The sequence below is a fragment of the Turicibacter sp. HGF1 genome, assembly GCF_000191865.1.
GTDB classification, from domain to species: Bacteria; Bacillota_I; Bacilli_A; order MOL361; family Turicibacteraceae; genus Turicibacter; species Turicibacter sanguinis.
Window position 1 is genome coordinate 1 of the sequence record NZ_AEXQ01000101.1, and the last position, 22,048, is coordinate 22,048.

The following is a 22,048-nucleotide window of genomic DNA, read 5'->3' on the forward strand; positions in this document are numbered from 1 at the left end:
TTTGTTTATTTTTAGGGCAAGATAAGACATAGATTTGCTTATCTTGCTATTTTTGCTTATAATATAAGAATATATCTTATTAAGGAGGGGCGATAATAAAAGTATCTTCCTGAGGTTTAAGATTATGTAGTAAAGATTTATGTTTTGATTATGTTGTAATGGAGGTCTCAGACATGAGTGCAAATAAAGGTAAAAAAGTCATCGTTGGGATGTCTGGTGGTGTGGATTCATCAGTCGCAGCGTATTTATTAAAAGAGCAAGGTTACGAAGTAGAAGGTGTATTTATGCGTAACTGGGATAGTGCAGCTAATGCTGACGTTTTAGGAAACCCAACGCTAAATGATGAGGTGTGCCCACAAGAAGTTGACTATAATGATGCAAAAGCAGTGGCCGATCAATTAGGAATTAAGCTACACCGCGTTGATTTCGTTCAAGAATATTGGGATCGTGTTTTCATGTACTTTTTAGATGAATATCGTGCTGGACGTACACCAAATCCAGATATTATGTGTAATAAAGAAGTGAAATTTAAGGCATTTTTAGATTATGCAATGAATCTTGGATGTGATTACATTGCGATGGGACATTATGCACGTGTTTCACATGAGGGTGAAGTTCAAATGTTACGTGGGCTTGATAATAATAAAGATCAAACGTATTTCTTGAGTCAATTAACACAAGCCCAGCTAAGTAAAACGTTATTCCCAGTTGGTGAATTGCAAAAATCTGAAGTTCGTGCGATTGCAGAGAAATTAGATCTAGCAACGGCAAAGAAAAAGGATTCAACGGGAGTTTGTTTTATTGGGGAACGTAACTTTACACAGTTTTTACAAAACTACTTACCCGCTCAACCTGGACAGATGCGTACTTTAGAGGGAGAAGTTGTGGGGGAGCATATCGGTTTAATGTATTATACGATTGGACAACGTAAAGGTCTTGGAATCGGCGGAAAAGGGGATGCTTGGTTCGTAATTGGGAAGAATTTAAAAGATAATGTTTTACTAGTCGGACAAGGATTTGATCATGAATACGTTTATGCGGATGAAGCATTAGTTTCAAATGTTAACTGGATTCCAAGTGAGCGATTTGTTGGAACTTATCGTTGTACGGCTAAATTTAGATATCGTCAACCTGATATTCCGGTTGAATTGACTTGGATTGATGATGAAACCTTAAACGTTAAAATGCTAGAACCTGTTCGTGCGGTGACGCCAGGGCAAGCGGCTGTCTTTTATTTAGATGAGGTTTGTTTAGGTGGAGGGCGTATTGAAGTTGCATATAAAGATAAAGAGGCTCGCCAATACTAAGAGAGGAGTTTGTGAGGATGGGAGAAGCCGGATACATTAAAGGTGTTTTTTTAGATCATATATTTTTTAATGAAGATAATGGCTTCTCAATTGGAACGCTACTTGTCTTAGAACATGGTGAAGATTTAGATTTAATGCAAAAAGCTTTAAAACCCGTTGATGATAAGATAGTGAATCAACTAGGGTTAAGTGAGCATAAAAAATATGAGAAAATTACGATTTCGGGTTATTTTCCAAAACTCGTTTCACATAAAACATACCGCTTTAAGGGGAAGTTAATTGAACATCCTCGTTATGGTTGGCAATATCAAGCCACGTCTTATGATTCGGTTAATGTGCAAGGGAAGTCTTCGCTTGTTCATTATTTGAGTAGTGATATTTTTGAAGGAATTGGACAAAAAACAGCTGAAAAGATTGTGGATGTATTAGGTGATAATGCTATCGATGTCATTTTACGTAATCGACAGGCGCTTGATGAGGTGCCCAAATTATCCAAAAAATTAGCAGATAAACTTTATTCGACACTGATTGATCAACAGGGGACAGAACAGATATTAGCTCCTCTTTACGGCTATGATTTAAGTCCTAAGTTAGTCATGAAAATTTTCAAAAAATATCAATATCAGGCCCTTGAAATTATCAATGAAAATCCGTATCGTTTAATTGATGATATTGAGGGGATTGGGTTTTTGAAAGCAGATGAGCTTGCAAGACGTCTAGGGATCTCATTAGATGATCCACGTCGAATTCGTGCGGCTTTGCTTTATGTCATTGATCAAATTGCCATCCAAAAAGGTCATACGTATGTGTACCAAAAGCAGTTGCTTCAAAGTGCTTTACAGTATTTAAATCAAAAATCAACCCAGCTTCTGGATTTTGCGCAAATTGAATCTCAAATTAATGAACTGATTAAAAAGAAAAAAATTTATATCGAAGGGGACTTTTTATTTATTCCGTTGCTTGTCAATAGTGAAAAAGGGATTGTTGATTCTATAGAGCGACTTTTAACGTCTAAAGTTGAAAATCAAGAGAAAGCGCCACAATGTTTAAACGAATTAAAAAAAGAATTAGCTATTACCTATTCAAAAGAACAAGAAGAAGCGATTTTGATGGCGTTAAAGGAACCAGTTAGCATTATCACGGGTGGCCCGGGAACAGGAAAAACAACAGTTGTTCAAGGTATTTTAAAGGCGTATTCGATGTTACACGATGTGGATTTAGATCCGTCTAAATATGCAACAAGTGAGAAAAAGTATCCCATTGCTTTGGCAGCGCCTACTGGTCGAGCTGCTAAACGAATGAGTGAAACAACGGGCTTAAAGTCATCTACCATTCATCGTTTACTTGGGTATGGAGTAGATGGCGTTTTTCAACATGATGAATATGCTCAACTGGAATATAAATTAATTATTATCGATGAAAGCTCCATGCTTGATACCTTATTAGCCTTTCAATTATTTCAAAGCATTCCAACGGGTGCGCAAGTGATTATTGTCGGTGATGATAATCAATTGCCTTCTGTGGGACCAGGGCAGGTGTTAAAAGATTTAATTGAAAGTGGTGTGATTCCTCTGACACGGCTTGAAACGGTTCATCGACAGGCGCAGGATTCGTCCATTATTTCATTCGCACATGCAGTGAAAAATAATCATCTCCCAACGGATCTTAAAGATAAAAAGCCGGATCGTCTATATGTTGAATGTGGGCATCAGGTGATTGCAAGTTATCTAAAACAAATTGTTCTAAATGCCATTCAAAAAGGATATACAGCAAGTGATATTCAAATTTTAGTTCCCATGTACCGTGGGGATTGTGGGATTGACAATCTGAATGTGATGTTACAGGATATTTTCAATCCACCAGCAGATGATAAGCGAGAAATGACATTTGGATCCAAGGTTTTTCGAATTGGCGATAAGGTACTCCAATTAGCCAATCATCCGGAAACAGGAATTATGAATGGGGATGTTGGAGAAGTCATTGGAATTTCTTATAAAAATGAAAATGATGATAAAGAAGAGAAGTTAATTGCTTGTTTTGAAACTAAGGAAGTGACGTACAAAAAGGGCGATCTTCAAAATTTAACGCATGCCTATTGCGTGTCGGTTCATAAGTCACAAGGGTCTGAGTATCCGATTGTTATTTTACCGATTACGCATGCCTATCACGTCATGTTACAAAAAAAGTTGATTTATACCGCCATTACACGGGCTAAAAAATCTTTAATTATCATTGGAGAGTATTTAGCACTTGAGAAGGGGGTTAAAAATGAGGGAGAAGAACGTCAAACGACGTTGAAACTTCGCTTTCAACTAAATCAAACAAAACCGATAAAGGAAAATCCTTTTGCTGATTATTTTAAAGAACATGATATTCCATTTGATTACCTAGATGAAGAAGGATTAGAAGGGATCACACCGTATGATTTAATGGATTAATTGATTAAATTTTGTGCAGATAGATAACATAAAAAATCATAAATCACTCAAACTAAAGATTGTAATCTTTGAACTGAGGTGAAATGATGAAGAAAATTCTTGTACTTGTTATGTTTTTAATGGCTTTAGTGGCAACACTTATGTATTATGAAGATCCTCGTTACTATCAAAAACAATTTAAAAAACAATCTAGAAAATATCGTAAGCAAATGGATTGTTGGCAACACTACCTACACGATAGAATGCCATTTTAAAAAAGAACTCTCTCAATCGAGAGAGTTCTTTTTTGTGTATAAGCTTTCTTTTCAATTTAATAATTTATCAAATTGGATAAAAAAAGCTTGAAACATCTTGATAAAATCGATAAAATAGAGTCGAATAACAAAATGTTGATAGAAGAAAGTAGAAAATTGAACGTTTCACAGAGAGGGATTTCTTGGCTGAGATAAATCCTAACAATCAATGCTCGAAAGCTACTTCTGGAGTACAGTTAAAGTCTGTCGGTTTTCGCCGTTATCTGTTTCAAAGAGTTGTTTTTTTAGTTTACTTAAAAAACAAAATTAAGGTGGTACCGCGTTCAATACGTCCTTATATCAAATAAGGGCTTTTTTTATACTCATTTTTAAAAGAGGTGAACAAAATGAAATACATGACAGGATCAGAGATTCGTTCAATGTACTTAAATTTCTTTAAATCAAAAGGACACATGATCGAACCAGGAGCACCATTAGTTCCAATTAATGACCCTTCATTATTATGGATTAATAGTGGGGTTGCAGCTTTAAAAAAATACTTTGATGGACGTGAAATTCCAAATAACCCACGTATTACAAATGCTCAAAAATCAATTCGTACAAACGATATTGAAAATGTTGGGAAAACGGCTCGTCATCATACGTTCTTCGAGATGTTAGGAAACTTCTCGATTGGAGACTATTTCCGTGAAGAGGCAGTGACATGGGGATGGGAATTATTAACATCAAAAGAATGGTTTGGATTCGATAAAGAATTATTATATGTAACCGTTTATCCAACCGATCAAGAAACATATGATTTATGGATCAAATTAGGTGTTTCGCCTGATCACATTGTGAAATTAGAATATAACTTCTGGGAAATCGGAGAAGGACCATGTGGACCAAACACTGAAATTTTCTATGATCGTGGAACAAAATATGATCCAGAAAATATTGGAATCCGTTTATTAGAAGAAGATATTGAAAATGATCGTTATATTGAAATTTGGAACATTGTATTTTCTCAATATAATTCAAAAGAAGGATTAGATCGTAGTGAATATCCTATGTTACCAAATAAAAATATAGATACTGGAATGGGTCTTGAGCGTGTGGCTTGTGTGATTCAAGGCGTTGAAACAAACTTTGACACAGACTTATTCATGCCAATCATTCGTGCGACGGAAGAAATGTCTGGTGTAAAATATACACAAGAAACAGCAACGGCATTTAAAGTGATCGCTGACCATGTTCGTACGGTAACTTTTGCAGTAGCAGATGGAGCACTTCTTTCTAATGAAGGACGCGGATACGTCTTACGCCGTTTATTACGTCGTGCTGTTCGTTATGGAAAAAAATTAGGAATTGATCGTGCTTTCATGTATGAATTAGTTCCTGTTGTAGCAGATATTATGAAAGATTATTACCCATATGTTTGCGATAAAATTGAGTTAGTTCAAAAAGTGATTAAATCTGAAGAAGATCGCTTCCGTCAAACATTAGCAGATGGAGAAAAAATCTTGACGGATTTAATTGCTAAATGTGAAGATAAAACAATTAGTGGCAAAGACGCATTCATGTTATATGATACGTACGGATTCCCATATGAATTAACTTTAGAATATGCAGAAGAAGCTGGATTTACAGTTGATAAAGAAGGGTTCGATGCCCAAATGGAAGCACAACGTGAACGTGCTCGTAATGCTCGTGAAGATGTTGAAAGTATGCATTCACAAAATGCTGCTTTAATGAGCTTTAAAACCCCTTCTAAATTTGTAGGATATCATCAATTATCAACAACATCAAACGTTATTTTATTACTACAAAATGGGGAAGTGGTTGATTCATTAACTGGAGCTGGACAAGTCATTTTAGATACTACTCCATTTTATGCTGAAAGTGGAGGACAAGTAGCAGATACAGGGATGATGACAACCTCTGCTGCAAATGTGATGGTAACAGATGTTATCAAAGCTCCAAATGGACAGCATTTACACAGTGTACAAGTAGACGGAACATTATCATTAAATGATGAGGTTGTTTGCCAAGTTCAAGTTGAGAATCGTTTAGATTTAACAAAAAATCATACAGCGACTCACTTATTACACCAAGCATTAAAAGATGTTATTGGTGCGCATGCAAACCAAGCTGGATCATTAGTATCTGCTGATCGTTTACGTTTTGACTTCACCAACATGCAAGGGTTGACGTCAGAAGAATTACAACGTATTGAAGCGATTGTTAACGAGAAGATTTGGGCTTCTATTCCAGTTGAAGTGTTTGAAAAAAGTATTGAAGAAGCAAAGCAAATGGGAGCAATGGCGTTATTTAGTGAAAAATATGGTGAAACGGTACGCGTTGTCAAAGCAGGAGACTATAGCATTGAGCTTTGTGGTGGATGTCATGTTTCAAACACCTCTGAAATTGGTTTATTTAAAATCATTTCAGAATCAGGAATTGGAGCTGGAACTCGACGTATTGAAGCGGTGACGGGTAAGGGAGCTTATCAATACATGAATTCATTTATTGAACGATTTGCAGCGGTATCTGAGACATTAAAAACAAAACCAGCATTACTTGAAGAACGTGTTGAAGGGATTTTAGATGAGTTAAAAGAAGCGCATCGTGAAAATGATTCATTAAAATCTAAATTATCTCATTTAAAAATGAAGGAAATTGTTAATAATACACGTGAGGTAGCAGGAATTACAGTGTTAACTGCGAACTTAGTTGATGTGGATATGAACCATTTACGTCAAATGGTTGACGAATTTAAACAACAGTTATCATCGGCAGTTATTGTGTTAGCAAGTGCAGTAGATGGTAAGGTTGCAATCTCTTGTGGTGTAACGCCAGATTATGTGAAACAAGGGGTACATGCAGGGAAAATTGTTAAAGAAGTCGCAACGATTTGTGGTGGAGGCGGAGGCGGACGCCCAGATATGGCTCAAGCCGGCGCTAAAGATGCAACAAAAATTGAAGAGGCATTAAAGAATGTCGATGAATGGTTAAAAAATAATTTATAATTCTTTTCATCCCATTAACATTATTGTAAAATAAAGTTAAGAACTATTTATGGGTGGTGAGTTGCATGATCTCGAATCAAACAATGATGCTAGACGATTTACTACAAAATAAATTGAACCAAAATCAAGCGGTTGAAATTATTTTGACAGATGTATTCGATGCATTAAAAGAAAAAGGTTATAATCCGATTAACCAAGTGGTTGGATACTTAATTTCAGGAGATCCAGCTTATATTTCGAGCTATCAAGGGGCTCGAAACAAAATTCAGCAAATTGAACGTGATGAAATCATTGAAGTTTTACTTGAAAAGTTTGTAGAGACGAAAAAGTGAAAATTTTAGGATTAGATTTAGGAACTCGCACGTGTGGAATCGCCATTAGTGATGCCCTTGGAATGATGGCCCATGGTGTTGAGACTTTCCGATTTGAGGAAAATCATTATAAAAAAGCAATTCAACACGTTCAAGAATTAGTAAAAACTCATAAAATTTCGAAAATCGTTTTAGGGTTACCTAAAAATATGAATGGTTCGATTGGAGAACGAGGACAAGTGACACAAGAGTTTGCTAAGAAACTTGAAGAAGCAACGAATGTCACGGTTATTCTATGGGACGAACGATTGACTACTATGCAAGTTGAACGTGTCCTCATTCAAGCTGATGTTAGTCGCAATAAGCGAAAAAAAGTGGTTGATAAAATGGCAGCAACCATTATTTTACAGAGTTATTTAGATTCAAATCAAGCACGTTCATTCGTGTAAATCTTATAAGAGGTGACCAAAATGTTAGATGAAAATCAATTAACAGTAATCGATGAAAATGGAAATGAATTATTATGTGAAATTTTATTTACATTTGATTCAGATGATTATAACAAATCATATGTTGTCTACTACCCAGCAGGAGCAGAAAATGAAGATGAAGAAGGAAATGTAGATTTACATGTTTCAGCTTACATCCCTGGTGAAAACAACGAGGGTGGAGAATTATTACCAGTTGAAACAGATGCTGAGTGGGATATGATTGAAGAAGTGATTAATACATTCTTAGCTGAAGAAGATGAGGATGCAGAATAATTAAAATCTAATAGATGCGAAAACGGACGTTAAGTCCGTTTTTGTGTGTATATAATGTAGAGGTGAAGATAAGATGAGGAAGGTTATCCTAGGGATCGTTATAACACTTATTGTCGCATTAGCTGGGATTTTGGGGTATTTAGGAATCCTTTATGTCAAAACCCAAGAGCCGGTGAATCCGAGTGATGAAACAGTGATGAATTATACCCTTCAACCTGGAACATCAACAAAGGGTGTGAATCGCGAGTTAGCAGAACTTGGATTGATTGAGCATCCCGAGATGGCAAATTTGATTGTTAAATTAAATGATTGGTCTCATATTCAAGCAGGAGAGTATGAGTTATCCCCTTCCATGACACTAGAGCAAATGTATCAAAAATTTGAAAGTGGAGATGTTGTCGAACCGAATACCACAAAAGTGGTGATTCCAGAAGGTTATGATTTAGAATATATAGCAGCTAGCTTATCTTTAATTGTTGATTTAAGTGCTGAAGATATTTTAAATGAGTGGAAAAATATTGATTATTTGAAACAATTAGTGAATGAATATTGGTTTTTGACCGATGATATTTTAAAAGAAGGGATTCGATATCCGTTAGAAGGCTATTTTTATCCAGCTACTTATTCATTTTTAGATCAAGTGTATACGCTTGATGAAGTCACACACTTAATCCTAGATGTGACAGCAAAGAAATTAGAACCGGTGAAGTCTTGGTTTGATGAAGCATCGCTTAATATTCATCAAGTCTTTTCGCTAGCGTCAGTCATTGAAGGAGAAACTCAAAATGTAGAAGAAATGCCAATAGTAGCTGGTGTTTTCTTTAATCGTATTAACTCAGGTATGTATTTACAAAGTGATATGACGGTACTTTATGCCTTAGATGAACATAATGAGCGCGTAACGGAAGCGATGACAAAAGTACAATCCCCTTATAATACATATGTGACACCAGGCATTCCAATTGGACCTGTTAGTAGCCCGTCAATTGAGGCTATTAAAGCCGTGTTACATCCTGATGAAAATAACTATTATTATTTTATAGCTGACATGTATGGATGTGTAGATGGTAAAACTCATTTCTTTGAAACATATGAAGAACATATGAAATTTTATCGAAACTATTTACTTCCTTCATATGAAGCGGGCACAAATGTATGTCAGTAATCTCAACTAGGTGGTAGAGCAATGAATGAACAATTAATAGAACTAATGAGTCGATTTAAAACAATTCAACATGATGACTTATCATTAGAAATGAAACAATATGCACAGGAGCATGATGTTCCGATCATTCAAGATCAGGGTCTTGAATTAATGTTACAATTACTACGAGTTAAGCAGCCTAAAACTATTTTAGAAATAGGTTCTGCTATCGGTTATTCCTCTTTAATGATGGCGCGCCATTTACCACAGAGTCATGTTGTGACGATTGAACGTGATGAATCCCGTTATAAAGAGGCTGTTAATTATCACGCACGTAGTACCATCTCAGATCGAGTGACATTAATTAAAGCAGATGCATTAGAAATTTTGAATGAAGACATTCCTAATGCTCCATTTGATGTTATTTTTATTGATGCAGCTAAAGCTCAATATCAGAAGTTCTTTGAAAAATATGAACCTTTATTAAAAGAAGATGGAATGATTATTAGCGATAATTTATTATTCCATGGGCATATTTTTGATAATAATCAAAAACAAAGCCGTAATTTAAAACAGTTAGTTCGAAAAATTAACCGTTATAATGATTGGTTAGCCAATCATCCAGATTATGACACCCTGTTATTACCAATTGGTGATGGCGTAGCAATTAGTTTGAAAAGAAAGCTAAAGTAGTTTATAATCGTATATTGTCATAAATGATAAAGTGAGTTGATAAAATGAAAAAACCAGAATTGATTGTAACACCTCATGATATCCATGAGATTAAAGATTTAATTGAGGCAGGTGCAGACGCGTTTATCATTGGTGAAGAAAAATTTGGATTACGTTTAGCTGGTGAATTCAAATTAAATGATTTACGTGAAGCCGTTGAGTTAATTAAGCAATATAATAAAAAAGTATATGTTGCTATCAATGCTTTAATGCCAAATAGCTTGTTAGATGATTTGAAAACATATATTCAAGAAATAAAATCATTACCGATTGATGCGCTTCGCTTTTCAGATCCAGGGGCTTACATGATTGCTAAAGAAGTAGCGCCTCAGATGAGCCTTCATTGGAGTAGTGAAACATTAGGAACCAATTACTTCACAGTAAATTATTGGTATGATCGTGGGGTAGAACGTACGGTTTTAGCACCTGAAATGATGAAAGAATCTGTTATTGAGACAAAAACATTCGCTAAAGGTGAGATTGAGATTTTAGTTCATGGTGCGATTTGTATGTTCCATTCTCGACGCAATTTAGTGGGGAATTATTTAAAATTCCAAGGACAAGTTGTAGAAAAAGTTCAGACGCGTGAAGAAGGGCTACAATTATTTGATCCAGAGCGAAAGCTATATTATCCTATTTTTGAAGATCAACAAGGAACTCATATTTTCAATGGAAGCGATGTTTGCATGATTGATGATTTAGCTGAATTTATTGAGGTTGGTGTGGATAGTTTCCGTATCGATGGCGTATTGAAATCAAGTGAGTATTTATTAAATGTCACAAAAGCTTACCGTTTAGCCATTGACATGTGTATTGAAAATCGTGAGAAATACAATCAAATAGGGCGTGCCTTATACAAAAAATTAGAAGAAATTCAACCGAATAATCGACAGTTAGATCGAGGTTTCTTCTATAAACCTTCAATTTATAAACATAAATAATATTAAAAAGGGGTGGACACTATGGCGAGAACTCCAGTATCAGCAATTGTTGATGGAAAACGTGTCATCGTTAAAAAACCAGAATTATTAGCTCCAGCCGGATCACTTGAAAAATTAAAAATTGCTGTGATGTATGGTGCAGATGCAGTTTTTATTGGTGGACGCGAATTTGGACTACGTTCAAATGCTCAAAACTTCTCTCTTGAAGAAATCAAAGAGGGAGTTGAATTTGCCAATCAATATGGTTCAAAAATCTATATTACCACGAATATTATTGCTCATAACGAGAATATGGTGGGACTTGAAGATTATTTAACTGCTTTAGGTGAAATCGGTGTAGCGGGAATCATTGTGGCGGATCCATTAATTATTGAGACATGTAAACGTGTCGCACCAAATGTTGAGGTTCATTTAAGTACACAACAATCCACGATGAATTACATGGCCATTAAGTTTTGGGAACAAGAGGGCTTACATCGTGTTGTATTAGCCCGTGAAACAACAAAAGAAGAAATTAAAGAAATCATGGATAAAACAGATGTTGAGATTGAAGCTTTTGTTCATGGTGCGATGTGTATCGCTTATTCTGGACGTTGTACCTTATCAAATCATATGACAGCACGCGATTCAAATCGTGGAGGATGTTGTCAATCTTGCCGTTGGGAATATGATTTAGTCAAAGAACAAGAAAACGAAACCACACGCTTATTCAAAGAAGATGACATTAAATTTGCGATGAGTCCAAAGGATTTAAATTTATTGAAATCAATTCCTGAAATGATTGAATTAGGAATTGATAGTTTGAAAATTGAAGGACGCATGAAATCCATTCATTACATTGCAACCGTTGTGAGCACCTATCGCAAATTAATTGACTTATATTGTGAAGATCCAGATAACTTTGTCTTCAATGAAGCCTTATTAGTCGAATTATCAAAATGTGCTAACCGTGAAACAGCGCCAGCATTCTTTGAAGGGATTCCATCTCATGAAGAACAAATGTTTAATAATCGTGATGAGCATCCAACTCAAGAGTTTATCGGACTTGTTTTAGATTATAATGAAGAAACCAATGAAGTGACATTACAACAACGAAATCATTTCCGTGTGGGAGAGCGCGTCGAATTCTTTGGTCCTAAAATTGACACTCAAATCATGACGATTACAGAATTATTTGATGAAAAAGGCGAGGCTTTAGACGTTGCTAGACATCCAAAGCAAATTTTAAAATTTAAAGTACCATTTAAACTATATCCAAATGATATGATGCGCAAGCATGTGGTGAATGAGAAATAAAAATATTGCTAATAATAAAGACAAGAAGAGGAAGAGACTATCATGAATAAACCATTAATTATCGGTGTAGCTGGTGGAACGGCATCAGGAAAAACAAGTGTTTCAACGATTTTATATGATGCATTTGCAGACCGTACCATTACTTTACTAAGACAAGACGATTACTATAATGATCAAAGTCATATGACATTAGAAGAGCGTGTGAAAACAAACTATGATCATCCATTATCAATGGACAATGAGTTATTAGTTAAACACTTAAAAAAATTAATGTTAGGTTATTCAATTGAAAAGCCAATTTATGATTACACTCAACATACACGTAGTGAGTTAACTGAAAAAATTGAACCAACTAAAATTATTATTGTGGAAGGTTTATTTGTTTTAGAAGATGTTCAAATTCGTGATTTATTAGACATTAAAGTGTTTGTTGAAGCAGATGATGATATTCGCTTTATTCGTCGTTTATTACGTGATACAACAGAACGTGGACGTACCATTGAATCCGTGATTTCACAATATACAGAGTCAGTAAAGCCAATGCATCAACAATTCATTGAGCCGACTAAAAAATATGCGGATATCATTGTTCCAGATGGGAAAACAAATACCGTTGCCATTGATTTACTAATCACTAAAATAAATAGTATATTAAATGCCTAAGTTCATGTATAATAATAGTTGATATTATCAATCAACAAGGTTCTTATTGATACGGAGGAATTTTTCATGAAAGAAAAACAACAACATTTAACCCTTGAGGGGATTAAAAAGTTTCAAGATGAATTAGATCACTTACAACAAGTGCGCATGGAAGAAATTAAAGTTAAGTTACAAGAAGCACGCGCACAAGGTGACCTTTCGGAAAATGCTGAGTACGATGCAGCTCGTGAAGAACAAGCCATGGTTTATGAGCGTATTCAAGAATTACAATACATTTTAAAAAATGCGGTTGTCATTGAATCAGATGAAAATAGTGAAGTCATTACGATTGGTTCAACAGTTTCATATCAAGAAGAAGAAACTGATGAGCAAATGACATATAAAATCGTTGGTAGTGCAGAGGCAAACCCATTTGAAGCTAAAATTTCTAATGAATCACCAATTGCACAGGCATTAATGGGGAAACGTGTTGGAGACGTTGCAATGGTTTCAACTCCAAAAGGAATCGTCACAGTCGTTATTCTTGACGTTCAGTAATTTGAAGCTGCTTTTAAGCAGCTCTTTTTTATATTTTTTGAAAAAAGGTGGATTAATATGACAATTGCAATTATCGGCGCAATGGAAGAAGAAGTAACGATTTTACGTGAGGCAATGGAGGTAGAAGAAGTTAAAACCATTGCACATGTTGAGTTTACAAAAGGTTTATTAAATGGAACATCAGTTGTGTTATTAAGAAGTGGAATTGGGAAAGTTAATGTTGCGATTGCCACTACTTTATTATTTGAACATTTTGATATTGAGGCTGTTATTAATACAGGATCAGCTGGGGGATTACATCCTGAGGCTAATATTGGAGATGTCGTGATTTCTGATGGAGCTATTTATCATGATGTTGATGTGACAGGATTTAATTATGCGTATGGACAAGTTCCGGGGATGCCAGCCATTTTTACGCCAGATGCGACATTGGTCGAAAAAGCGAAAACAGTGTTAGAAAAGTCGAATAAAACTTACTGGATGGGGCAAATTGGAACAGGAGATTCATTCATTAATCGACCAGATCAAATGGAATTAATTAAGAAAAATTGTCCAAATGTTGTAGCAATTGAAATGGAGGCAACTGCGGTTGCTCAAGTTTGTCATCAATACCAAAAACCATTTATTATTTTACGTGCTCTTTCAGATATTGCAGGAAAAGAATCACATATTTCATTTAATGAATTTATTGAAGTTGCAGCAAAAGAGTCATCAGAAATGGTTACTGAATTAGTTTCTTTAATCTAATTAGGTATGGAAACAATCGAGCGTCGCACTTTGACTGTTCGATTGTTTTATTTTATAAAAATTCGATTAGAAAACTTATTTGGGTTCATAATACAAATGTTTAGGAAACGGAGTGATGAATGATGTTAGTTGTTTTTGGAGGTTCATTTAATCCCCCTACGATTGCTCATTATAATATTGCTAAACATATTTTGAAAAATCTTGATTGTCGACACTTTTTCTTTTTACCCGTAGGGGATCCATATCCTAAAAAAGAATTGATTGAGGCGAAGTTTCGTGTCGACATGTTAAAGCTTCTTTGTGCGAAGTTAGAACGAACTTCTGTTAGCACACTAGAAGTAGAGGCGGATCATGTCTTAACAAGTTTTGAAACGTTAAGCCTTTTTCGACAACAATATCCGAATGATGACATTGGATTTGTCATTGGAGCAGATAACCTAAAAGATTTGCCCAATTGGGTGCAAGCAGACGAATTAATTCGTTATTTTAAAATCATTGTCTTTCGTCGGGACGATATTGACGTGGATGATTTGATTCAAACCTTATTTAAGGAGCAAATCGAACGTTTTATTGTTTTAGATTCATTTGGTGAGATGGATGTTTCTTCCACACAATATCGTCAAGATGTCAAGAATGATAAACTAGTTTTACAAGAGGTTGATGCATATGTACATGCGCATCATTTATATGGACGAGGTGAATCAAAATGATTAAAAATGGATTTATAAAAGTTGGAACTTCTTCTCCACGTGTATCAGTTGGAAATCCAATAGCCAATGTTGAAGTGATGCTAAAAGCTTTAGAAGTCGCAAAACAAAAACAATTAGGAATTTTAGTTTTCCCGGAATTATCTGTTTCTGGTTATACGTGTGGAGACTTATTATTACAGACTTACTTATTACAAGATGTTAATCGTGCGATTGAACTCTTGCTTGAAAAAAATCCATTTGATGGGATTGTCGTGGTAGGAGCTCCAATTTCAATTCATCGTAATTTATATAACTGTGCTGTCGTGATTCAGAAGAATGAAATTTTAGGAATTATTCCAAAGTATTATTTACCAAATGATAGTGAATTTTATGAAGGTCGTTGGTTTACACGTGGCCATGAAATCGTTCGTCATTTTGATGAAATTAACTACCTAAATCGTACGGTACCATTTGGGGATTTAATTTTTGAAAATGAATTGCACAATGTTTCGTTTGCCGTTGAGATTTGTTTGGATTTATGGGTTGCTTCTTCTCCAAGTTCTCGATTAGCTTTAAATGGAGCAGATATCATTTTAAATCTTTCAACAAGTAATGAATTATTCCAAAAAAGTCGTTATCGTCGAGACTTAGTGAGAGTCCAAAGTTCTAAACTTGTGTCTGGTTATGTGTATTGTTCATCAGGTGTTTATGAATCAACAACCGATGGCGTGTTTTCAGGACATAGCATCATTTCTCAAATTGGAGAAATTTTGACAGAATCTGAATTATTCTCACGTGATGAACTTAATATGACGATTGCAGACATTGATGTTTCAAGAATTCAATTTAACCGTCGTCGTTCAACTCCATTTAGACAAAGTGGAGAAGATAATATGGCCTATGTTCAACGTGTTCCTTTTACATTAGTGGTAAATGATGAATATACGTTTGAAAAGCCATTAGATGAGACCCCATTTGTTCCTAAAGTGGAAGAAAAAGAATCGTTTGAAGAAATTATGAATATTCAAGTGGCAGGACTCGCTAAACGTATGATTCATACAAAAGCCCAAACGTTATTGATTGGGGTTTCAGGTGGTCTTGATTCAACCTTAGCGCTACTATTAGCGGCTAAAACGTTTGATTTAATTAACTTACCTCGAAAAAATATTATTGCATACACAATTCGTGGTTTTGGAACCTCAAATCGTACGAATACAAATGCAAATAATTTGATGAAAACGCTCGGAGTGACGCATCATGATATTGATTTAAGAGAATCTGTCTTATCTCATTTTAAAACGATTGGGCATGATCCAAATCAAGTCGATATTACGTATGAAAATGCTCAAGCAAGGGAACGTACGAATATTTTAATGAATTTAGCAAATAAAATGAACGGATTAGTATTAGGAACGGGTAATATGTCTGAATTAGCACTTGGTTGGTGCACGTATAATGGCGATCACATGTCGATGTATGCTATTAATGCGGGTGTTCCAAAAACATTAGTCAAGTTCATGGTGAAACAGTTTATGTTACTTGAAAGTGCTACGTTAACAAACAATGCTGAAGATGCAGAGTTATTACAATATACATTAGCAGATATTTTAGATACACCCATTTCACCAGAGTTATTAAATACGGAGCAAAATACCGAAGAAATTATTGGAAAATATGAAATTCACGATTTTATTTTATACCATATGTTAAACAATGGAGATACAGAGGATCGTATTTTTGATTTAATGAAAATCGCGTTTAAAGATGATTTTGATGAGGAAAAATTATTAGAATATCTACAAATTTTCTATCGTCGTTTCTACTCTCAACAATTTAAACGTTCAGCCTTACCAGATGGACCAAAAGTTTTAGATATTTCATTATCGCCACGTACTGATTGGCGTATGCCATCAGATGCGGAGTATCGCCGTCGTTTATCATAAAAAAAGGGGGGATCATCCCTCCTTTTTATTAATTTTTGATAAATTCCCGATAGAGCTTCATTAACGCTCGTTTTTCAATTCGAGAGACGTAACTTCTTGAAATTCCATAGGATTTCGCGATTTCTTGTTGAGTTTCTTCCTCATGATTTTCAAGTCCGAAACGTCTCACGATAATGTCTCGTTCACGTTGGGTTAATGATTTTAAGTTTTTTTCAATTTTTTCGAACGCTAATTGCTGAATGATGATATCGTTTAAGTCTTTATTTTCATCTTTGACGACATCAATCAGACAAATTTCATTTCCTTCTTTATCATATCCAATGGGATCGTATAATGAGACATCATTGCGCATCTTTTTGGTAGAACGAAAGAGCATTAAGATTTCATTATCGATACATCTTGCAGCATAGGTGGCCAGTTTAGTTCCTTTATCAGGTGAAAAAGAGTCAATTGCTTTGATTAGACCGATGGTTCCAATAGAAATTAAATCTTCTTTGTCATCCGTTTGGTTTTGATATTTTTTTACGATATGAGCCACGAGTCTTAAGTTGTGTTCAATTAATTTTTCTCGTGCATTCTTGTCTCCGTTAGCCATTAAGGTTAAGTAGTGTTCTTCTTCTTCAGGAGATAGAGGATTAGGAAACGCTTGATTGCTAATTGACCCCATAAGTGGAATCAAGTTGGAAAATAATGAGACAATAAATTGAAGTAAAAACATAGGCATAATCCTCCTAATCAGGTAATCTTAGTAGATTATATGCACAAGTTCGTGTCGATAGACTTAAAACAATCGTGAATTTATGATAAAATTAAATGAATACGTCAAATTTTGAATGTCTGATTCAATTAATCATCATGAGAAAGGGGAGTAATCGATGTTAAAACATTTCGTAGCGGATGAATATGTTAAAAGTGTTTTTGAAGTTGATTTACATAAATTAAAACAACAAGGAAAAAAAGTCATTTTAACAGATTTAGATAATACATTAGTCGGAACCAATGTGGCGTTACCGACACCAGAAATTATTACCTTTTTAAACCAGGCTAAGGAATTAGGGTTTGAAGTGATTATTGTGTCTAATAATAATCACGAACGTGTGTCCACATTTGCAAAAGATTTATCGATTGTCGCACATCACAAATCACTAAAACCTTTAACGATTAAATTACGTCGTGTTTTAAAAAATCATCAAAAATCTGAGGTGGTGATGATGGGTGATCAACTCATGACGGATGTCTTAGTCTCTAAACGATTAGGTCTTTATACGATATTAGTAGAACCCATTGTCTTATCAGCCGATGAGAGCAGCACCAAGTTCAATCGAAAACTAGAGCGCTATGTTGTGAGCCAATTAAAAAAGCGTAACTTACCAATTCCAACGTATTTAGATAAGCAGTAGGAGGAACATCATGGAAGAATTAAAATGTATTGGATGTGGGGCAACGATTCAAACTGAAAATCCAAAAGAAATTGGATATACGCCAGCCTCAAGTATTTCAAAAATGGAAAATGAAATTATTTATTGTCAACGTTGTTTTAAATTAAAACACTATAATGAAGTGCAAGATGTCGCCTTAACAAGTGATGATTTCCTAAAAATCCTACAACGTGTTGGGGAGACAGATGCTTTAGTAATCAATATCGTGGATATTTTTGATTTTTCAGGAAGTATGGTAGCAGGGTTAAGCCGTCATATTAATGGAAATGATATTTTATTAGTTGGTAATAAAGTTGATTTACTTCCTAAATCAGTAAATAAAACAAAATTAAACCATTGGATGCGTCGTTCATTAAAAGAATATGGATTAAAACCTTTAGATGTGGCATTAGTCAGTGCCGGTAAAGGGTTTGGAATTGATGAATTAATGGAAATGATTGAAAAGTATCGTAAAGGACGTGACGTGTATATTGTAGGATGTACGAATGTTGGAAAATCAACGTTAGTCAATCGTATCATCAAACGTTTCACAGAGGAGCGTGAAGATATTATTACAACGTCTCACTTCCCAGGAACAACGCTTGATATTATCGAAATTCCATTAGATGATTGTTCAGCTATTGTCGATACACCAGGGATTATTAATGAACATCAGTTAGCCCATTATGTGACACCGAAAGTTTTAAAAGAAATCACACCTAAAAAAGAAATTAAAGCCGGTGTTTATCAGTTAAATGCAGAGCAAACGTTATTCGTAGGTGGATTGGCTCGTATGGATTTTGTGAAAGGAGAACGCACATCATTTGTGACTCACTTTGCTAATCAATTACACATTCACCGCACCAAACTTGAAAAAGCAGATCACCTTTGGGCAACTCAGGCAGGGGCCGTGTTAAAGCCTGTCGCGATGGATAATGATCAACTAATGGAGATGGAAAAACATACGTTCCATATCGGTCATGAAAAAACGGATTTAGTGATTTCAGGACTGGGATGGTTCACACTATCAGGAACAGGGCAAGATATTAATATTTATGCGCCAAAAGGTGTTGGAGTGATGATTCGCCCTTCTTTAATTTAAAGGAGGTGGACGTTCGTTGAAAAGATTCGCTGTGATTGGAAATCCCATTGTGCATAGTTTGTCACCTTGTATGCACCGAGCTAATTTTTTAGCATTGGGCATTGAGGCAAGCTATGAGTTGAAGCAAGTGCTTAATTTAGAAAAAGAAATGAAGGATTTAAAGCAGTTAGACGGCTTTAATGTGACCCTTCCATATAAACAGATGATTATTCCATTTTTAGATGATGTTGATCCCATTGCCAAAGCGATTGGAGCCGTTAATACGGTTAAAAATGTGAATGGGAAGTTAATGGGATATAATACGGACGTGGATGGATTTTTTGAATCTTTTCAAGGTTTAAACGTTAAACTTGACGCGTCTATTTTAATTCTTGGAGCAGGTGGGGCGGCCCGCGCCGTGTATTTTGCATTGATCAAAAATGGTTATCAAAATATTACCATTGCGAATCGAACACTTGACAAAGCAAAGGATATATGTGACAATTCAATTTCTTTAGTACAAGCAGGTGAGCAGTTAGAATCGTACCAATGTATCATCAATACGACATCTGTTGGATTAATCGAAGGTGAATGCCCGATTGATTTAAAGAATTTAAATTCGAATCATGTCGTGATGGATTTAATATATAAACCAAAGTTGACAACCTTACTAAAGCGTGCAAAAGAATTAAATTGTCGCTATGAATTTGGGTTAGACATGTTATTGATTCAAGGCGCAAAAGCCTTTGAGATTTGGTTTAATCAAGAAGCCAATCGCACGATGATGAAGCAGCAATTAGAGGTGGAACTATATGTTAACAGGTAAACAAAAAAGTTATTTAAAAGGATTATCACACAACATGCAGCCGATTATTCAAATCGGAAAAAATGGTGTCAATGAAATGTTAGTTAAAACGATTGAAGATGCACTAGAGGCGCGTGAATTAATTAAGATTTCAGTGTTACAAAACTGTTTAGAAGAACCTAAGACAATGGCAATCGATATTGCCGATGTTTTAGAGGCAGAAGTCGTTCAAGTGATTGGACGCACGATTATTTTATACAAACAATCTCGCAAGAAAAAACAAATCGTATTACCTAAATAAGGAGATGCTATGGAACAATTGAAGTCTTTCGTTAAACAGCAAATGCCAGCTAAACGTTATCAACATACACTTGGTGTATGTGAGAGTAGTGTCGAGTTGGCAAAGCGTTTTAATGCGGATGTGCAAAAGGCACAAACGGCCGCTTTATTGCATGATATTGCAAAGTATTTATCAAATGAAATCTTGGAGCAAAAGTTAATTCAGGCACATGAAACAGATTATTTAGCCTATTCTCCGCTCGTGTGGCATGCACCGGTAGGAGCTATTGTCGCTAAAGAAGCGTGTCAAATTGAAGATGAAGAGATTTTAAATGCAATCAAGTATCATACAACAGGAAAAGCAGCAATGACGGATCTTGAGAAAATTGTCTTTTTAGCAGATTATATTGAACCGGGGCGTACGCAACCGGGGGTTGAGGTCATTCGAGACCTTGCCACTAAAAATTTAGATCAGGCAGTCGCTAAGACTTTATCGGATACAGTCGCCTACTTAAGTTCAAAAAATCAAGGAGCGATTCATCCTGATACTTTGGCTGCTTATGATTATTATCGTAATTTTTTATAATGGAGTTGATTTATTTGGAAAACTTAACAACAATCGTTAAAGCTTTAGACGCAAAACACGCAGAAGATATCGTTGTATTAGATATGCAACAATTTTCACCCATTTATGATTACATGGTGATTACAACAGCTAAAAATGATCGTTTGGCAGCGGGAATTTTACGCGAATTAAAAGATTTAGAAGCAGAAACTGGACTTGAATTAAAACGTATTGAAGGTGCCCATGCTGCACAATGGATTTTAGCCGATTTTGGACGTGTTATTGTTCATGTGTTTACACCTGAAACGCGTCTTGAATATAACTTAGAAAAATTATGGAGAGATGTTCCTCGCCTTGACGTTGAAGGGATGTTAGCATAATGGCTTACGAGGCTTTTTCTTATTATTATGATATCTTAATGCAAGATGTTCCGTATAGTAAATGGATGGCCAAAACGAAGCAGTACCTTCCACAAGGCTCAAGTATTTTAGATGTTGGGTGTGGAACGGGAACCATTTCAATTCTTTTAGCAAAAGAAGGATATGATGTCACAGGTATTGATTTATCAGAAGATATGTTGGCGATTGCCTATGAAAAAACGTTAGCAGAAGGTCTTGGCATTCATTACGTTCAACAAGACATGTGTCGTCTAGAAGGATTTAGTGGTTTTGATGGAGCTGTGATTTATGTGGATTCATTAAACTACTTGAAAAAAGATACAGAAGTTTTCCAAACATTTAGACATCTATATGAGAGTTTAAAAGAAGGTGGCGTGTTAATTTTTGATGTGCATTCATTATACAAAATGACTGAGATTTTCAATGATTACTTATTTGCAGACACGAATCCTGATTTAACGTATATTTGGCACGTGTGTGAGGGAAAATATCCGTATTCGATTGAACATGAATTAACGTTCTTTAAACGTCAAGGTGAGACTTATGAGCGTTTTGAAGAAACACATTACCAACGTACGTTTGCAATTGAAGAGTATATTCAAATGCTTGAAGATGTTGGATTTAAAATTTTAGAAATTTCAGCTGATTTCTTAGATCAGGCGCCAACAGAAGAGTCAGAACGAATTATCTTTGTTGCACAAAAATAAAAAAGACTTGAGAGTTATTCT

24 protein-coding genes and 1 other annotated feature are annotated in these 22,048 nt (G+C 35.2%); of the genes, 23 read left to right on the top strand and 1 reads right to left on the bottom strand.

All coding sequences use genetic code 11. The annotated features are described in order from the left end of the window. Positions 1 to 173: 173 nt before the first annotated feature. The 16 genes from mnmA to HMPREF9402_RS10215 all read left to right on the top strand — a co-directional run bounded on the left by mnmA (position 174) and on the right by HMPREF9402_RS10215 (position 16,774). Positions 174 to 1,307 carry a tRNA 2-thiouridine(34) synthase MnmA gene (gene mnmA / locus HMPREF9402_RS10145; RefSeq protein ID WP_009607292.1) on the top strand — a complete coding sequence of 378 codons (1,134 nt, stop codon included), beginning with the start codon at positions 174 to 176 and terminating at the stop codon, positions 1,305 to 1,307. A 17-nt stretch (positions 1,308 to 1,324) separates the two neighbouring features. Next, complete coding sequence (recD2, locus tag HMPREF9402_RS10150) at positions 1,325 to 3,745, top strand: SF1B family DNA helicase RecD2 (protein WP_006783340.1); 2,421 nt, start codon at positions 1,325 to 1,327, stop codon at positions 3,743 to 3,745. Between the two features lie 86 nt (positions 3,746 to 3,831). Next, positions 3,832 to 3,999, top strand: coding sequence for a hypothetical protein (locus tag HMPREF9402_RS14595; protein ID WP_006783341.1), 168 nt, complete (start codon positions 3,832 to 3,834; stop codon positions 3,997 to 3,999). Between the two features lie 126 nt (positions 4,000 to 4,125). Beyond that, positions 4,126 to 4,338 (top strand) — a binding site (T-box leader). A gap of 47 nt (positions 4,339 to 4,385) precedes the next feature. Continuing rightward, positions 4,386 to 7,007 carry an alanine--tRNA ligase gene (alaS, locus tag HMPREF9402_RS10155; protein ID WP_009607294.1) on the top strand — a complete coding sequence of 874 codons (2,622 nt, stop codon included), beginning with the start codon at positions 4,386 to 4,388 and terminating at the stop codon, positions 7,005 to 7,007. A gap of 65 nt (positions 7,008 to 7,072) precedes the next feature. Then, positions 7,073 to 7,339, top strand: a complete 267-nt coding sequence (locus tag HMPREF9402_RS10160) for an IreB family regulatory phosphoprotein (protein ID WP_006783343.1) — start codon at positions 7,073 to 7,075, stop codon at positions 7,337 to 7,339. Further along, entirely contained in the window at positions 7,336 to 7,767 is a 432-nt protein-coding gene (ruvX, locus tag HMPREF9402_RS10165; RefSeq protein ID WP_006783344.1) for a Holliday junction resolvase RuvX, read from the top strand. Before HMPREF9402_RS10160 ends, ruvX begins: the two co-directional genes overlap by 4 nt. A 21-nt stretch (positions 7,768 to 7,788) precedes the next feature. After that, the gene (locus HMPREF9402_RS10170) at positions 7,789 to 8,082 is read left to right on the top strand and encodes a DUF1292 domain-containing protein (protein ID WP_006783345.1); all 294 of its coding nucleotides are present in this window, start codon (positions 7,789 to 7,791) and stop codon (positions 8,080 to 8,082) included. A 73-nt stretch (positions 8,083 to 8,155) separates the two neighbouring features. Continuing rightward, a complete protein-coding gene (gene mltG, locus HMPREF9402_RS10175; protein ID WP_009607298.1) occupies positions 8,156 to 9,247 on the top strand; it encodes an endolytic transglycosylase MltG in 1,092 nt (363 codons plus the stop codon). 21 nt (positions 9,248 to 9,268) lie between these two features. Continuing rightward, a complete protein-coding gene (locus HMPREF9402_RS10180) occupies positions 9,269 to 9,919 on the top strand; it encodes an O-methyltransferase (protein WP_006783347.1) in 651 nt (216 codons plus the stop codon). Between the two features lie 44 nt (positions 9,920 to 9,963). Then, positions 9,964 to 10,899, top strand: coding sequence for a peptidase U32 family protein (locus tag HMPREF9402_RS10185; protein ID WP_006783348.1), 936 nt, complete (start codon positions 9,964 to 9,966; stop codon positions 10,897 to 10,899). A 21-nt stretch (positions 10,900 to 10,920) separates the two neighbouring features. Continuing rightward, entirely contained in the window at positions 10,921 to 12,195 is a 1,275-nt protein-coding gene (locus HMPREF9402_RS10190) for a peptidase U32 family protein (protein ID WP_006783349.1), read from the top strand. Between the two features lie 42 nt (positions 12,196 to 12,237). Then, positions 12,238 to 12,858, top strand: coding sequence for a uridine kinase (gene udk / locus HMPREF9402_RS10195; RefSeq protein WP_006783350.1), 621 nt, complete (start codon positions 12,238 to 12,240; stop codon positions 12,856 to 12,858). A gap of 66 nt (positions 12,859 to 12,924) precedes the next feature. Beyond that, positions 12,925 to 13,395, top strand: a complete 471-nt coding sequence (gene greA, locus HMPREF9402_RS10200; RefSeq protein WP_006783351.1) for a transcription elongation factor GreA — start codon at positions 12,925 to 12,927, stop codon at positions 13,393 to 13,395. Positions 13,396 to 13,452: 57 nt separating this feature from the next. Further along, the gene (mtnN, locus tag HMPREF9402_RS10205; protein ID WP_006783352.1) at positions 13,453 to 14,142 is read left to right on the top strand and encodes a 5'-methylthioadenosine/S-adenosylhomocysteine nucleosidase; all 690 of its coding nucleotides are present in this window, start codon (positions 13,453 to 13,455) and stop codon (positions 14,140 to 14,142) included. Positions 14,143 to 14,264: 122 nt separating this feature from the next. Continuing rightward, complete coding sequence (gene nadD / locus HMPREF9402_RS10210; RefSeq protein ID WP_009607295.1) at positions 14,265 to 14,852, top strand: nicotinate (nicotinamide) nucleotide adenylyltransferase; 588 nt, start codon at positions 14,265 to 14,267, stop codon at positions 14,850 to 14,852. Then, on the top strand, positions 14,849 to 16,774 hold the full coding sequence (locus HMPREF9402_RS10215; protein WP_006783354.1) for an NAD(+) synthase: 1,926 nt from the start codon (positions 14,849 to 14,851) through the stop codon (positions 16,772 to 16,774). The genes nadD and HMPREF9402_RS10215 overlap by 4 nt, the downstream gene beginning before the upstream one ends. Before the next feature lie 28 nt (positions 16,775 to 16,802). On the opposite strand, the gene sigK is transcribed toward HMPREF9402_RS10215, so the two are convergent. After that, on the bottom strand, positions 16,803 to 17,492 hold the full coding sequence (gene sigK / locus HMPREF9402_RS10220) for an RNA polymerase sporulation sigma factor SigK (protein WP_009607297.1): 690 nt from the start codon (positions 17,490 to 17,492) through the stop codon (positions 16,803 to 16,805). A 157-nt stretch (positions 17,493 to 17,649) separates the two neighbouring features. Here sigK and HMPREF9402_RS10225 point away from each other — a divergent pair, with 157 nt between their 5' ends. From HMPREF9402_RS10225 to HMPREF9402_RS10255, 7 genes are read left to right on the top strand one after another with little or no spacing between them, the layout of a single operon-like run. Continuing rightward, on the top strand, positions 17,650 to 18,174 hold the full coding sequence (locus HMPREF9402_RS10225) for a YqeG family HAD IIIA-type phosphatase (protein WP_009607293.1): 525 nt from the start codon (positions 17,650 to 17,652) through the stop codon (positions 18,172 to 18,174). A 10-nt stretch (positions 18,175 to 18,184) separates the two neighbouring features. Beyond that, on the top strand, positions 18,185 to 19,294 hold the full coding sequence (gene yqeH, locus HMPREF9402_RS10230; RefSeq protein ID WP_006783357.1) for a ribosome biogenesis GTPase YqeH: 1,110 nt from the start codon (positions 18,185 to 18,187) through the stop codon (positions 19,292 to 19,294). 16 nt (positions 19,295 to 19,310) lie between these two features. Beyond that, positions 19,311 to 20,099 (top strand): shikimate dehydrogenase, encoded by a 789-nt coding sequence (gene aroE / locus HMPREF9402_RS10235; RefSeq protein WP_006783358.1) that lies wholly within the window; start codon positions 19,311 to 19,313, stop codon positions 20,097 to 20,099. Then, the gene (yhbY, locus tag HMPREF9402_RS10240; protein WP_006783359.1) at positions 20,086 to 20,379 is read left to right on the top strand and encodes a ribosome assembly RNA-binding protein YhbY; all 294 of its coding nucleotides are present in this window, start codon (positions 20,086 to 20,088) and stop codon (positions 20,377 to 20,379) included. Before aroE ends, yhbY begins: the two co-directional genes overlap by 14 nt. Before the next feature lie 9 nt (positions 20,380 to 20,388). Beyond that, positions 20,389 to 20,943 carry a bis(5'-nucleosyl)-tetraphosphatase (symmetrical) YqeK gene (yqeK, locus tag HMPREF9402_RS10245; protein WP_006783360.1) on the top strand — a complete coding sequence of 185 codons (555 nt, stop codon included), beginning with the start codon at positions 20,389 to 20,391 and terminating at the stop codon, positions 20,941 to 20,943. Positions 20,944 to 20,957: 14 nt separating this feature from the next. Continuing rightward, positions 20,958 to 21,302 (top strand): ribosome silencing factor, encoded by a 345-nt coding sequence (rsfS, locus tag HMPREF9402_RS10250; RefSeq protein WP_006783361.1) that lies wholly within the window; start codon positions 20,958 to 20,960, stop codon positions 21,300 to 21,302. Beyond that, positions 21,302 to 22,027 (top strand): class I SAM-dependent DNA methyltransferase, encoded by a 726-nt coding sequence (locus HMPREF9402_RS10255; protein ID WP_009607296.1) that lies wholly within the window; start codon positions 21,302 to 21,304, stop codon positions 22,025 to 22,027. The genes rsfS and HMPREF9402_RS10255 overlap by 1 nt, the downstream gene beginning before the upstream one ends. Positions 22,028 to 22,048: the final 21 nt, after the last annotated feature.